The 13537-nt window shown below is 56.0% G+C and carries 11 protein-coding genes and 1 pseudogene; 7 read left to right on the forward strand and 5 right to left on the reverse strand.

The genetic code is table 11. The features are described from left to right. Window position 1: 1 nt before the first annotated feature. From C3451_RS11915 to C3451_RS11925, 3 genes are all read left to right on the forward strand, one after another. Complete coding sequence (locus tag C3451_RS11915) at window positions 2-1429, forward strand: glycoside hydrolase family 1 protein (RefSeq protein ID WP_045620842.1); 1428 nt, start codon at window positions 2-4, stop codon at window positions 1427-1429. Between the two features lie 78 nt (window positions 1430-1507). Further along, window positions 1508-2281, forward strand: a complete 774-nt coding sequence (locus tag C3451_RS11920) for a GntR family transcriptional regulator (RefSeq protein WP_022649243.1) — start codon at window positions 1508-1510, stop codon at window positions 2279-2281. Then, window positions 2278-2754: a GNAT family N-acetyltransferase gene (locus C3451_RS11925; protein WP_023306858.1), complete on the forward strand. Its 477-nt coding sequence runs from the start codon at window positions 2278-2280 to the stop codon at window positions 2752-2754. Before C3451_RS11920 ends, C3451_RS11925 begins: the two co-directional genes overlap by 4 nt. On the opposite strand, the gene galR is transcribed toward C3451_RS11925, so the two are convergent. Continuing rightward, on the reverse strand, window positions 2709-3731 hold the full coding sequence (galR, locus tag C3451_RS11930; RefSeq protein WP_003862806.1) for an HTH-type transcriptional regulator GalR: 1023 nt from the start codon (window positions 3729-3731) through the stop codon (window positions 2709-2711). The two genes, C3451_RS11925 and galR, sit on opposite strands and share 46 nt — an antisense overlap. Before the next feature lie 617 nt (window positions 3732-4348). Between galR and aas the strand changes: the two genes are divergently transcribed. Together aas and lplT are read left to right on the forward strand one after the other, a co-directional pair. After that, on the forward strand, window positions 4349-6508 hold the full coding sequence (aas, locus tag C3451_RS11935; protein WP_045620843.1) for a bifunctional acyl-ACP--phospholipid O-acyltransferase/long-chain-fatty-acid--ACP ligase: 2160 nt from the start codon (window positions 4349-4351) through the stop codon (window positions 6506-6508). After that, complete coding sequence (gene lplT, locus C3451_RS11940; protein ID WP_022649240.1) at window positions 6501-7694, forward strand: lysophospholipid transporter LplT; 1194 nt, start codon at window positions 6501-6503, stop codon at window positions 7692-7694. The genes aas and lplT overlap by 8 nt, the downstream gene beginning before the upstream one ends. A gap of 105 nt (window positions 7695-7799) precedes the next feature. Here lplT and C3451_RS11945 read toward each other — a convergent pair whose 3' ends face one another. The 4 genes and pseudogenes from C3451_RS11945 to C3451_RS24540 form a co-directional block, all read right to left on the reverse strand. Then, window positions 7800-8840, reverse strand: coding sequence for an NADP(H)-dependent aldo-keto reductase (locus C3451_RS11945; protein WP_015571754.1), 1041 nt, complete (start codon window positions 8838-8840; stop codon window positions 7800-7802). Between the two features lie 132 nt (window positions 8841-8972). Further along, entirely contained in the window at window positions 8973-9191 is a 219-nt protein-coding gene (locus C3451_RS11950; RefSeq protein ID WP_003862794.1) for a YgdI/YgdR family lipoprotein, read from the reverse strand. Window positions 9192-9319: 128 nt separating this feature from the next. After that, window positions 9320-10012 (reverse strand): DNA mismatch repair endonuclease MutH, encoded by a 693-nt coding sequence (gene mutH / locus C3451_RS11955; RefSeq protein WP_022649239.1) that lies wholly within the window; start codon window positions 10010-10012, stop codon window positions 9320-9322. A 155-nt stretch (window positions 10013-10167) separates the two neighbouring features. Beyond that, window positions 10168-10242: pseudogene (locus C3451_RS24540) on the reverse strand (hypothetical protein); the annotation flags it as partial. A 454-nt stretch (window positions 10243-10696) separates the two neighbouring features. Between C3451_RS24540 and rppH the strand changes: the two are divergent. Together rppH and ptsP are read left to right on the forward strand one after the other, a co-directional pair. Further along, window positions 10697-11227: an RNA pyrophosphohydrolase gene (gene rppH, locus C3451_RS11960; protein WP_032622373.1), complete on the forward strand. Its 531-nt coding sequence runs from the start codon at window positions 10697-10699 to the stop codon at window positions 11225-11227. Window positions 11228-11239: 12 nt separating this feature from the next. Further along, complete coding sequence (ptsP, locus tag C3451_RS11965) at window positions 11240-13486, forward strand: phosphoenolpyruvate--protein phosphotransferase (protein WP_023306854.1); 2247 nt, start codon at window positions 11240-11242, stop codon at window positions 13484-13486. The last annotated feature ends 51 nt before the right edge of the window (window positions 13487-13537 follow it).

The raw sequence follows: 13537 nt of genomic DNA on the forward strand, positions 1-13537 counted from the left end.
GATGAGCACAAAACAGATAGCCATACCGCAAGATTTTATTCTGGGTGCGGCGGCATCGGCCTGGCAGACCGAGGGCTGGAGCGGCAAAAAGCCGGGGCAGGATTCGTGGATCGATCTCTGGTACATGAACGATCGTCACGTCTGGCACAACGGCTATGGTCCGGCGGTGGCAACCGACTTTATCAATCGCTTCCGCGAAGATGTAGCGCTGATGAAGCAGGCGGGACTGACGCACTATCGCACCTCGATCAACTGGTCGCGCTTTTTAACCGACTATGAAAATGCGACGGTAGATGAAGAGTACGCCGCGTATTACGACGCGCTGTTCGATGAAATGCACCGTCAGGGCATTGAGCCGATGATCTGCCTGGAACACTACGAATTGCCGGGCGTGCTGCTGGAGACCTACGGCGGCTGGGCGTCAAAGCACGTCGTCGAGCTGTTCGTTCGCTATGCAGAAAAGGTATTTGAGCGCTTTCACGGCAAAGTCACCCGCTGGTTTACCTTCAACGAACCGATTGTGGTCCAGACGCGCGTCTACCTTGACGCGCTGCGCTGGCCCTATGAGCAGAGCACCAGCACCTGGATGCAGTGGAACCACCATAAGGTGCTGGCGACGGCGAAAGTGGTGAAGCTGTTTCGCGAGAAAGGGTATGACGGCACGGTGGGCTGTATTCTTAACCCGGAAGTGACCTATCCGCGCTCCCGCGCGCCGCATGACGTGCGAGCGGCAGAGATGTACGATCTGTTCTACAACCGCGTCTTTCTCGACCCGCTGGTGCACGGGCGCTATCCGCAGGCGCTCTTTACCCTGCTGGCGCAGCATCAGGTGCAGTGGGACTACACGGCTGACGAGCTGGCGCTGATTGCCGACAACACCGTCGATGAGCTGGGCATTAACCTCTATTACCCGCATCGCGTCAAAGCCCCGTCCCGCGCCTGGCACCCGGAGACGCCGTTCCATCCGGCGTACTACTACGAGCCGTTTGAGCTGCCCGGACGGCGTATGAACACCTCCCGCGGCTGGGAGATCTTTCCGCGCATTATTTACGACATGGCGATGCGGATTAAAAACGACTATCGCAACATTGACTGGTTTGTGGCGGAAAGCGGGATGGGCGTGGAGAACGAAGTGCAGTATCGCAATCGTGACGGTGTCATTGACGACACGTACCGCATCACGTTTATCAGCGAACATCTCTACTACACGCTGCTGGCGCGGGAGGCGGGGGCGAACTGTCACGGTTATATGCTGTGGGCCTTCACCGACAATGTCTCCCCGATGAACGCGTTTAAAAACCGCTACGGGCTGATTGAGATCGACCTTGAAAATCAACGCGCACGGCGGGCAAAGAAATCAGCGTCCTGGTTCCGCCAGCTGCGCGATGAGCGTGTGCTGACGCTCAGGGTAGACGATGAATGGAAGTAAGCCTTCTGGTAAAATAGCGCACAAACTGGCCGGGAGGACGTCCGGCCCGCGCATTAACTGAAAAACACAGGTGAAAACGTGGATAAGGCTGTCATCCTGCCGGAAAAAAAACAGTACCAGGAGATTGGCGAGGATTTACGGGCGCAGATTATCCAGGGGCATTATCCCGTGGGATCGCGTCTGCCGCCGGAGCGCAACATCGCCGAGACGTATGGCGTCAGCCGCACTATCGTGCGCGAGGCGCTGCTGATGCTTGAGCTTCAGGGGACGGTGGATATTCGCCAGGGGTCAGGCGTGTACGTGATGCGCATTCCGGAAGAGCATGAAAACGAGGAAGAGCGTTTTCTGAACAGTGACGTTGGGCCGTTTGAAATTCTCCAGGCGCGTCAACTGCTTGAAAGCAACATCGCTGCCTTTGCCGCAAAAATGGCGACACGGGCGGACATCGACAACCTGCGCCGCATTATCGAGCAAGAGCAACGGGCGATTGCCGTCGACGATCGCAGCCAGGACAACAACAAAATGTTCCACCTGGTGCTGGCTGGGGCCACACAAAACCAGATGCTGCTGGCGACGGTTGAGAGCGTCTGGCATCACATGGACAGCAGTCCGCTGTGGCAGCAGTTCAATGGCCATATCGCCAGCCGCGCCTGGCGCCTGAAGTGGCTCGGAGACAGGCAAACCATTCTCGCTGCGCTCCGCCGCCGCGACGTGATGGGGGCGTGGCAGGCGATGTTCCAGCATCTTGAAAACGTCAAAAAGAGCCTGCTCGAGCTGTCAGACGAAGACGCGCCCGATTTTGACGGCTATCTCTTCGAATCGGTCCCTCTTTTCCAGGGGAAGCTGGTGTGAATATACTGCCGCTTCACGCTGCGCCGCAGTTTACACAGCAGGTGATCGACTGGATCTGGAACGCGTTTGGTGAAGGTATGCCGCGTGCCTTTTTCCAGAGCATTGTCGAGCACAGCCTGACGCCAGGCGAGTTACCGCTCACCTTTATTGCCGTTGAGGATGACCAGCTGCTGGGCACCGTTGGGTTGTGGCGTTGCGATTTAATTTCCCGGCAGGATCTTCATCCCTGGCTGGCTGCGCTGTATGTCGATGAAGCCGCGCGGGGAAACGGGCTGGCGGGAAAACTTCAGCAGCATGTTATCGGCTACGCGCGACGCGCCGGGTATCACGAGCTTCATCTCTGGTCTGCCTGCCGCGACTTCTACGAACGTTACGGCTGGCACTACATCGGTGATGCCCTGGAATACCCGGATAAAACCGTCCATCTCTATCGCTGTTCGCTCACGGCTTCCGCGGGCGATACCACCGAGTGACGGCGCACTAAGGTTGGGCTGAACAGGTGGGTAATTTCCGGTGGCGGGCGATGCTCGGCCAGCGCTAACGCCAGTTCTGCCGCCTGCGTTGCCATGGTCACAATCGGGTAGCGCACGGTGGTCAGGCGAGGGCGCACGTAGCGCGACACCAGCACATCATCAAAGCCAATCAGCGAAATTTCTGCCGGGACGTCAATCCCGTTATCATTCAGCACGCCCATCGCGCCGGCGGCCATGGAGTCGTTATAGCTGGCCACGGCGGTGAAATTCCGCCCGCGGCCCAGCAGCTCCGTCATCGCCTGCTCGCCGCCACTCTCATCCGGTTCTCCGTACGCCACAAGACGATCGTTGCACGGCAGACCGGCTTCGCGCAGCGCGTCGTAATAGCCCTGAAGGCGATCTTCCGCATCGGAAATTGGGTGGTTGGAGCACAGATAACCAATTCGGGTATGGCCCTGCTGGATCAGGTGACGGGTTGCGAGCCATGCGCCGTAACGGTCGTCGAGCGCCACGCAGCGGGTTTCAAATCCGGGAATAATACGGTTGATAATCACCATCCCCGGCATCTGTTTCATCAGATGGATCAGCTCGGCGTCGGGGATCATTTTGGCATGGACCACCAGCGCCGCACAGCGATGACGGATCAACTGCTCAATGGCCTGGCGTTCTTTCTGTTCATTGTGGTAGCCATTACCAATCAGCAGGAAATTACCGGTGTGATAAGAAACTTGTTCTACGGCTTTGACCATCGCACCGAAAAACGGATCGGATACATCCCCGACCACCAGCCCGATGGTTTCTGTCGACTGTTGGGCAAGGGCGCGTGCGTTGGCGTTAGGGTGATAATTCAGGTTTTCCATGGCGTCCTGCACGGCCTGGCGTGATGCATCACTCGCTTTAGGGGAGTTGTTGATCACGCGGGAGACGGTCGCGACGGAAACACCGGCCAGACGAGCCACATCCTTAATTGTCGCCATTCAATACCTTCTTATAGGGGTAAGCGTTTACACACTAACTAGTGTTGCGGAAAAGCGGCGTGCATTCAAGGGGAGCGGGTGAGCGTCCTCTGCAAACGTGAAGCAGAACATCCCTCGCGGTGTAATCGTTACACGGCCAGTCATGTCTGAATAATGTCAATCTGAACCTTTAGTTACACTTTGCCTCAGGCTGTTGCGATTGTCCGTTGGCAACGATGCGTTGTGAATTGCTAGAGTCGAGATCCCAGAGGTATTGATAGGTGGAATCAACTTCGGTTGATTAACACGATTTACACCAACCTGCGTTTTACGCAGGTTTTTTTTTGCCTGTAAGTTCAACCTGTAACAGCAAAAGAGATTATTCACACCTGGTTGCACTTCGGCTCATTCCCTTGCGTTTTCCTGCTGGCGAAGCCTGTCGCCGGAGGCCACAATCAAGATCCCAGAGGTATTGATTGGTGAGAATTCCTGGTACGTTTTCGTACTCTTCACTTGCACCAACCTGCGCGGATGCGCAGGTTTTTTTTCGCCTCTGTTTTTGCTATCGCTCCCTCACTACTTCTCGTGTAATCTGCCACCATTTATACCTTTCACACTGGCTGGCAAAGGGAGTTGAAATGCTTTTTGGGTTCTTCCGCACACTGTTTCGTGTCCTGTTTCGCATTCGCGTGACTGGCGATACGCAGGCACTCTATAGCGAGCGTGTTCTTATCACACCGAATCACGTCTCTTTTCTTGATGGCGTATTGCTGGCGCTGTTTTTGCCCGTGCGGCCCGTCTTTGCGGTGTACAGCTCCATCAGTGAAAAATGGTACATGCGCTGGCTCAGGCCGCTGATTGATTTTGTCCCGCTCGACCCTACCAAACCGATGATGATTAAACATCTGGTGCGTCTGATTGGGCAGGGGCGTCCGGTGGTTATCTTCCCGGAAGGGCGGATTTCAGTGACGGGCTCCCTGATGAAAATTTACGACGGCGCCGGTTTTGTCGCGGCGAAGTCTCAGGCCACCGTCGTGCCGCTACGCATCGACGGGGCTGAGCTGACCTTTTTCAGCCGTCTGAAAGGGCTGGTGAAGCAGCGTCTGTTCCCGAAAATTACGCTGCATATATTACCGCCGACGTCACTGCCGATGCCCGAGGCGCCGCGCGCGCGTGACCGCCGTAAAATCGCCGGGGAAATGCTGCACCAGATTATGATGGAAGCGCGCATGGCCGTACGCCCGCGCGAAACGCTGTATGAATCGTTGCTGTCGGCGCAGTATCGCTACGGTGCGAAGAAAAACTGCATCGAAGACATCAACTTTACGCCGGATACCTACCGTAAGCTGTTGACCAAAACGCTGTTTGTCGGGCGTATCCTGGAAAAGTACAGCAAACAGGGCGAAAAGATCGGCCTGATGCTGCCAAACGCGGGTATCAGCGCGGCGGTGATCTTTGGTGCCGTCTCCCGGGGCCGCATTCCGGCGATGATGAACTACACGGCGGGCGTGAAAGGGCTCTCCAGCGCGATTACCGCAGCACAAATCAACACCATCTTTACCTCCCGCCAGTTCCTGGACAAAGGCAAGCTGTGGCACCTGCCGGAACAGCTGACGCAGGTGCGCTGGGTGTTCCTGGAAGATCTGAAAGCAGACGTCACGACCGCCGACAAGCTGTGGATTTTCGCGCACCTGCTGATGCCGCGTCTGGCGCAGGTTAAGCAGCAGCCGGAGGATGATGCCATTATCCTCTTTACCTCCGGCTCTGAAGGCAACCCGAAAGGTGTGGTTCATAGCCACAAAAGCATTCTGGCAAACGTCGAACAGATTAAAACCATCGCTGACTTTACCGCCAACGATCGCTTTATGTCGGCGCTGCCGCTGTTCCACTCATTTGGTTTGACCGTGGGTCTCTTTACGCCGCTGCTGACCGGTGCCGAGGTGTTCCTCTACCCAAGCCCGCTGCACTACCGCATTGTGCCGGAGCTGGTTTATGACCGTAACTGCACGGTGCTGTTTGGGACGTCCACCTTCCTCGGAAACTACGCGCGCTTCGCCAACCCGTATGATTTCTTCCGCGTGCGCTACGTGGTGGCGGGGGCGGAAAAACTCCAGGACAGTACGCGCCAGATCTGGCAGGACAAGTTTGGCCTGCGGATTCTGGAAGGCTATGGCGTGACGGAGTGCGCGCCGGTGGTCTCCATCAACGTTCCGATGGCGGCGAAACCGGGAACGGTTGGCCGCATTCTGCCGGGGCTGGACGCGCGTCTGCTGGCGGTACCGGGTATTGAAGACGGCGGACGTCTTCAGCTGAAAGGGCCGAACGTCATGAACGGCTATCTGCGTGTGGAAAACCCGGGCGTGCTTGAGGCGCCGACGGCCGAGAACGTCAATGGCGAGGTTGAAACGGGCTGGTACGACACGGGCGATATCGTGCGCTTCGACAATCAGGGCTTCGTGCAGATCCAGGGACGTGCAAAACGCTTCGCCAAGATCGCCGGGGAAATGGTCTCTCTTGAAATGGTCGAGACGCTGGCGACCGCAGTCTCGGCGGAGAAAATGCATGCGACCGTGGTGAAAAGTGATGCCAGTAAAGGCGAGGCGCTGGTGCTCTTTACTACTGACGGTGAACTGAAGCGTGATGCGCTTCTCAGGTATGCGCGCGAACATGGTATCCCCGAGCTGGCGGTCCCCCGCGATATTCGTTACCTCAAACAGTTACCGGTGCTGGGCAGCGGTAAACCCGATTTTGTGACCCTGAAGGGCATGGTTGAAGAGGCGGAACAGCATAATGCGTGAGTCAGTACACACTAACACTTCAATCTGGTCGAAAGGCATGATGGCGGTTATCGCCGCCCAGTTTCTTTCCGCGTTCGGCGATAACGCGTTGCTGTTTGCTACGCTGGCGTTGCTGAAAGCTGAGTTTTATCCCGACTGGAGCCAGCCGATCCTACAGATGGTGTTTGTGGGTGCTTACATTGTATTTGCGCCGTTTGTTGGCCAGGTGGCGGACAGCTTCCCCAAAGGTCGGGTCATGATGTTTGCCAACAGTCTTAAGCTTCTGGGCGCGGCAAGCATCTGCTTTGGTATCAACCCGTTTGTTGGCTACACGCTGGTGGGCATTGGCGCGGCCGCTTACTCTCCGGCGAAGTACGGCATTCTGGGGGAGCTTACCACCGGTGATAAGCTGGTGAAGGCCAACGGCCTGATGGAGTCCTCCACCATTGCGGCGATTCTGCTGGGTTCGGTGGCGGGCGGCGTACTGGCAGACTGGCACGTGCTCGCCGCGCTTGGCATCTGTGCCCTGATGTACGGTGGCGCGGTGATCGCCAACCTGTTTATCCCCAAACTGGCCGTGGCGCGTCCGGGACAATCCTGGCGCTTCGGGCCAATGACCGGCAGCTTCTTTAACGCCTGCCGCGTACTGTGGCGTAACGGTGAAACACGCTTCTCGCTGATGGGCACCAGCATGTTCTGGGGGGCCGGCGTTACGCTGCGTTTCCTGCTGGTGCTGTGGGTGCCGGTGGCGCTGGGTATAACAGACAACGCCACGCCGACCTACCTGAATGCCATGGTCGCCGTCGGGATTGTGGTCGGGGCCGGGGCTGCGGCCAAACTGGTGACGCTCGAAACCGTTGCGCGCTGCATGCCTGCGGGGATCCTGATCGGCGTCGGCGTTCTGTTCTTCTCCCTGCAACATGCCATATTGCCTGCCTATGCCCTGTTGTTACTGATCGGCGTATTAGGCGGTTTCTTTGTGGTGCCGCTCAACGCGCTTTTGCAGGAGCGCGGCAAGCAGACCGTCGGGGCTGGCAACGCCATTGCGGTGCAAAACCTTGGCGAAAACATGGCGATGCTGCTGATGCTGGGGATTTACTCGCTGGCGGTAAAAGCAGGTGCGCCGGTTGTGGCAATCGGGGTGGGGTTTGGCGCACTGTTTGCGCTGGCGATTACCGGGCTGTGGGTCTGGCAGCGTCGGCGGTGATATCTTTGCCGGGTGGCGGCTCCGCCTGACCCGGCCTACGTTTCGTGATGTTGGCGGATTTTGTAGGCCCGGTAAGGCAACGCCGCCACCGGGCAAATCGTCAACTTAAGGTGCCGGGTAAGTATAAACCTGATGCACCGCTTCAATCTCCGCTAAGACCTCTTCACTCAGGTTCAGGTGGAAACTCTCAATATTGGTTTTTAACTGATCCATTGTCGTTGCGCCGAGCAGGGTACTTGCCACAAACGGCTGACGACGCACGAAGGCCAGCGCCATCTGCGCCGGATCGAGTCCGTGACGCTTCGCGATATCCACATAGGCCGCCACGGCTTTTTGTGTCTGCTCGCCGCTATAGCGGGTGAAGCGGCTGAAAAGCGTGTTACGCGCGCCAGCCGGTTTCGCGCCGTTCAGGTATTTGCCCGTCAGGGTTCCGAAGCCCAGGCAAGAGTAGGCTAGCAGCTCCACCTCTTCGTACTGCGTCACTTCCGCGAGACCCACTTCATAACTGCGGTTCAGCAGGCTGTACGGATTCTGGATGGTCACGATCCGCGGCAGGTCGTGTTTATCGGCCAGATGCAGATAGCGCATTACGCCAAACGCCGTCTCGTTGGAAACGCCGATGTAGCGGATCTTACCCGCGCGCTGGCATTCCGTAAGCGCCTCCAGTGTTTCCAGCAGGGTGACGGCCGGAGCACTCTCGTTCCAGGTGTAGCCAAGCTTACCGAAGCAGTTCGTCGGACGCTGCGGCCAGTGCACCTGATAAAGATCGAGATAGTCGGTTTGCAGGCGCTTGAGGCTGGCATCCAGCGCAGCACGGATATTCTTGCGATCGAGGATCTGGTTAGGGCGGATCCCGGCATCGTTATTACGGGAAGGGCCGCTAACCTTAGAAGCGATGACCAGCTTTTCGCGATTGCCGCGTTTCGCCAGCCAGTTGCCGACATACGTTTCGGTAAGACCTTGAGTTTCCGGGCGGGGAGGAACTGGGTACATCTCCGCCACGTCAATCAGGTTAATGCCCTGGCTGACGGCGTAATCGAGTTGTGCATGGGCATCGGCTTCGCTGTTTTGTTCACCAAATGTCATGGTGCCTAACCCCAGCTGGCTGATCTCCAGAGCGCTATGGGGGATACGGTGATAATGCATAGCCGGTTTCCTTTTTTAGACATACAGACCGCGTCAGGAACCTCCCGACAAAGGAATATAAACATGGCAGAGGGAAGGCAAAAGGGGAAGGAAAAAATCAAAAAGGCCAGCAAGCTACTGACCTTTATCTGTTTAACGCTCGATGATCTGGGAGACTTCGTCGCGATTAATTTGCATTTGATTGCCTTCGCGATCGCGGTAACTCACCAGACCGGTATCGTCGTCGACTTCGGGTTTGCCATCGGTCAGGATCATACGACCATCTTTCGTTGACATGACATAGTCGCTGCTACAACCCGATACCGCAAACGCTAAACCGACTGCTGAGATAATTACTGCCCATTTTTTCATCGTTCTCATCCTCACCTGGCTCGTATCAAATCATAGTGTAGTAATAACCTGATATTACGACAGGTGAAAGGGGGGAAATCTTAAAAAGGAGGAGATTATGTTAGCCGGAGCGCAAAATTGGTAAAAAACTATGTTTTCAACAGGAAGTGTCGTGCCAGCAGTGCACCGGTGAAATTCTTTTTAAGATAGAAGCCGCGCGGCAGCGTCAGGATCGGTTCGCCCTGTGCACCTACCGCTTCAGTGAGCGCTTTGCTGTTGGCGGCTTTGGGACGGAGTTGCAGCACTTCGCCATGCCGGGCGGTGATCTGCTCAACCTGTCCCAGCACAATCATGTCCATCAGCTCTTCCCAGTCCTGGGAAAGCTGTCTTTCTTCTTCTTCATCCGGGCTCCAGAGCAGCGGGGCGCCAACGCGACGCTCTGCCAGCGGGATCTGCCTGTCACCCTCAACGGGTACCCACAACACCCGCTTCAGCTTATGCCTGACGTGGCTGGTTTCCCATGTCACTCCGCTATTACCCGTTAGCGGCGCAACGCAGACAAAGGTAGTTTCCAGTGGCCGCCCCAGGCTATCAATGGGGATCGTCTTCAGTTCCACCCCCAGCGCCGCAAAATCTTGCTCGGGTTTACTGCCCGCGCTTGCGCCCAGCCAACGTTCAAGCAACACGCCGATCCAGCCTTTATCGCGCTTCAGATCGTTGGGTATCGTCAACCCCGCCATCACGGCCAGCTCGCCCAGTGCATAGCCTGCCAGACGTTGTGCCTGCTGGAGCAACTGGGCTTCACTGACGGGAGGAGAGAGCAGTGGGGCGAGAGAATGCATGCTGACAACCTTTTGGTTAAAAAATGAACTGATATTTTATCCCTTGTGGATAGAGTTTACTTTTTTCTGAGTACATATTCCATGTGGATGATTTATATTATTTTTTTTAGAAATGTATCCCGTCGCGCCATGGCTAAAAAACAGGTTGTGCAATTCTGGTCACTGACAATAAACAGGATCTTACACCATGTTATCCACAGAAAAATGGGATAACTGGGAATAACCGCCACTACTGTTTCAATTTACAGCCTTGACGTGCGATGAAAATCGAATTTTCACACAAATTGTGCCTAACTTATTGGCACAATCTGTGGATAAAACCGACGCTGTTCGATCTTTCATCACCAGGAAGATCTTTGATGTGACGATCGTCACGTTAATCGCCTTTGATACCCTAAATTTACGTTTAACTAGATGAATTTAAATAATTTATTTTAAGTGATGAAAATTGCCGATTCGCCGGGCCACAAGGTTGTTCATCGGTAATTCCATACTTCTTCACAACTATATCCACAGAAAAGGTGAATAAAAATGGTCTCAGTCGCCCTCATCTGTTTATAACTCCTCACAAAATTGTGAGTTATTCAAATGTTATTAGGTTGCAGGCCTGTAAGAGAGTGGTTTACCGCCTCCCTGTAGTGTGAAACAATCATTCATATATCAGATTTAGTTTGGGGTAGTCCGGTGATTGATGACGATGGCTACCGCCCAAACGTAGGAATAGTAATTTGTAATCGTCAGGGCCAGGTGATGTGGGCCCGGCGATATGGTCAGCACTCCTGGCAGTTCCCGCAAGGCGGGATCAATCCTGGAGAGTCCCCAGAACAAGCGATGTACCGGGAGCTGTTTGAAGAGGTTGGTTTAAGCCGAAAAGATGTTCGCATCCTGGCTTCGACCCGCAACTGGTTGCGTTACAAGTTACCGAAACGTTTGGTGCGTTGGGACACAAAGCCGGTTTGTATCGGCCAGAAACAGAAGTGGTTTCTTTTGCAGTTGGTGGGCAACGATTCAGATATCAATATGCAAACCAGCAGCACGCCAGAGTTTGATGGCTGGCGCTGGGTAAGCTACTGGTATCCGGTTCGTCAGGTCGTGTCATTCAAGCGCGATGTATACCGTAGGGTGATGAAAGAGTTCGCAAGTGTCGTGATGCAGCTTCAGGAGACGACTCCGAAGCCACAGAGCGCACCTGCCTGGCGACGTAAAAGAGGTTAAGCTACGCAAATCATGCTCACCCGCTTGCGAGAAATAGTTGAAAAGGTCGCCAGTGCGCCTCGCCTCAACGAGGCGCTGAATATTCTGGTGACGGACATCTGTCTTGCGATGGAAACCGAGGTCTGTTCGGTCTACCTGGCCGACCATGACCGACGTTGCTACTACCTTATGGCAACCCGCGGATTAAAAAAACCACGGGGACGCACCGTCACGCTCGCGTTTGATGAAGGTATTGTTGGCCTGGTCGGGCGACTGGCGGAGCCAATCAACCTTGCCGATGCGCAAAAACACCCCAGCTTCAAATATATCCCTTCCGTCAAAGAAGAGCGTTTCCGCGCGTTTCTTGGCGTACCGATTATTCAGCGCCGCCAGCTGCTTGGCGTGCTTGTTGTTCAGCAGCGCGAGCTGCGCCAGTACGATGAAAGCGAGGAGTCCTTCCTCGTCACGCTGGCAACGCAGATGGCGGCGATCCTCTCTCAGTCCCAACTGACAGCTCTTTTTGGTCAGTATCGTCATACGCGTATTCGCGCGCTTCCGGCCTCGCCGGGGGTCGCTATAGCCGAAGGCTGGATGGATGCCACGCTCCCGCTGATGGAGCAGGTCTACGAAGCCTCTACGCTGGATGAGGCGCTTGAGCGCGAACGGCTCACCGCTGCGCTGGAAGAGGCGGCGAATGAGTTTCGTCGCTACAGCAAACGCTTTGCCGCTGGCGCGCAAAAAGAGACGGCGGCCATTTTCGATCTCTACTCACACCTGCTTTCCGATGCGCGTTTGCGTCGTGAGTTATTTGCCGAGGTCGATAAGGGGTCGGTGGCAGAGTGGGCGGTTAAAAAGGTCATTGAAAAATTTGCCGAGCAGTTTGCGGTACTGACTGACGGCTATCTGAAAGAGCGCGCCGGCGATTTACGCGCGCTTGGGCAACGTCTGCTGTTCCACCTCGATGATACTATTCAGGGGGCGAATGCCTGGCCGAACCGGTTTGTGCTGGTGGCCGATGAACTCTCGGCGACGACGTTGGCGGAATTACCGCAGGACAGGCTGGCGGGCGTGGTGGTGCGCGATGGCGCAGCTAACTCTCATGCCGCCATTATGGTGCGTGCGCTCGGTATTCCGACCGTGATGGGGGCGGATATTCAGCCCTCCGTACTGCATCGCCGCACGCTGGTGGTGGACGGATATCGCGGTGAGTTGCTGGTGGATCCTGAGCCGGTTCTCCTTCAGGAGTACCAGCGTCTTATCAGCGAAGAGAATGAATTAAGCAAGCTGGCGGAAGATGATGTCAACCTGCCCGCGCAGCTCAAGAGCGGTGAGCGGGTAAAGGTGATGCTCAACGCGGGATTAAGCCCCGAGCATGAAGAGAAGCTCGGCAGCCGCATCGATGGCATTGGTCTCTACCGCACCGAAATACCGTTCATGCTGCAAAGCGGCTTCCCGTCAGAAGAGGAGCAGGTTGCGCAGTATCAGGGCATGTTGCAGATGTTTAACGACAAACCCGTCACGTTGCGCACCCTCGACGTCGGCGCGGATAAGCAACTGCCCTATATGCCCATCAGTGAAGAGAATCCCTGCCTCGGCTGGCGTGGGATCCGCATTACCCTCGATCAGCCGGAAATTTTCCTTATCCAGGTTCGTGCGATGCTGCGTGCCAACGCGGCCACGGGGAATCTCAGCATTTTGCTGCCGATGGTCACCAGTATTGACGAGATCGACGAAGCGCGGCGGTTGATTGAACGTGCAGGGCGCGAAGTGGAAGAGATGATCGGCTACGCGATCCCTAAACCCCGTATTGGCGTGATGCTGGAAGTGCCTTCGATGGTCTTTATGTTACCGCAGCTGGCAACCCGCGTTGATTTTATCTCCGTTGGCACCAACGACTTAACGCAATACATTCTGGCGGTCGATCGCAACAATACCCGCGTGGCCAGTATCTACGACAGCCTGCATCCGGCGATGCTTCGTGCCCTGGCGATGATCGCCCGCGAAGCCGAGCAGCATAATATCGACCTGCGCCTGTGCGGTGAAATGGCCGGCGATCCGATGTGCGTGGCGATCCTGATTGGCCTCGGTTTCCGTCACCTGTCAATGAACGGACGTTCCGTTGCGCGCGTGAAATACCTGTTACGTCACATCGAACAAGATGAGGCGCATGAGCTGGCCGCGCGTAGCCTGGAAGCACAGCTGGCAGCCGAAGTGCGCCATCAGGTGGCGGCGTTTATGGAGCGACGCGGCATGGGCGGTTTGATCCGCGGCGGCCGCTGATCCCCACAAAATAATGACTGCTCGGACGACCCCCTCTCCCTTGAGGAAGAG

Source organism: Enterobacter sp. 301B, assembly GCF_003850715.1.
Taxonomy (GTDB): domain Bacteria; phylum Pseudomonadota; class Gammaproteobacteria; order Enterobacterales; family Enterobacteriaceae; genus Enterobacter; species Enterobacter intestinihominis.

What these genes read in the sequence shown, in the direction of transcription:
- ptsP (WP_023306854.1), top strand. Translation starts at nt 11,240, where the DNA reads ATGCTCACCCGCTTGCGAGAAATAGTTGAAAAGGTCGCCAGTGCGCCT.
- C3451_RS11945 (WP_015571754.1), bottom strand. Translation starts at nt 8,840, where the DNA reads ATGCATTATCACCGTATCCCCCATAGCGCTCTGGAGATCAGCCAGCTG.
- mutH (WP_022649239.1), bottom strand. Translation starts at nt 10,012, where the DNA reads ATGCATTCTCTCGCCCCACTGCTCTCTCCTCCCGTCAGTGAAGCCCAG.
- lplT (WP_022649240.1), top strand. Translation starts at nt 6,501, where the DNA reads ATGCGTGAGTCAGTACACACTAACACTTCAATCTGGTCGAAAGGCATG.
- C3451_RS11915 (WP_045620842.1), top strand. Translation starts at nt 2, where the DNA reads ATGAGCACAAAACAGATAGCCATACCGCAAGATTTTATTCTGGGTGCG.
- galR (WP_003862806.1), bottom strand. Translation starts at nt 3,731, where the DNA reads ATGGCGACAATTAAGGATGTGGCTCGTCTGGCCGGTGTTTCCGTCGCG.
- aas (WP_045620843.1), top strand. Translation starts at nt 4,349, where the DNA reads ATGCTTTTTGGGTTCTTCCGCACACTGTTTCGTGTCCTGTTTCGCATT.
- C3451_RS11950 (WP_003862794.1), bottom strand. Translation starts at nt 9,191, where the DNA reads ATGAAAAAATGGGCAGTAATTATCTCAGCAGTCGGTTTAGCGTTTGCG.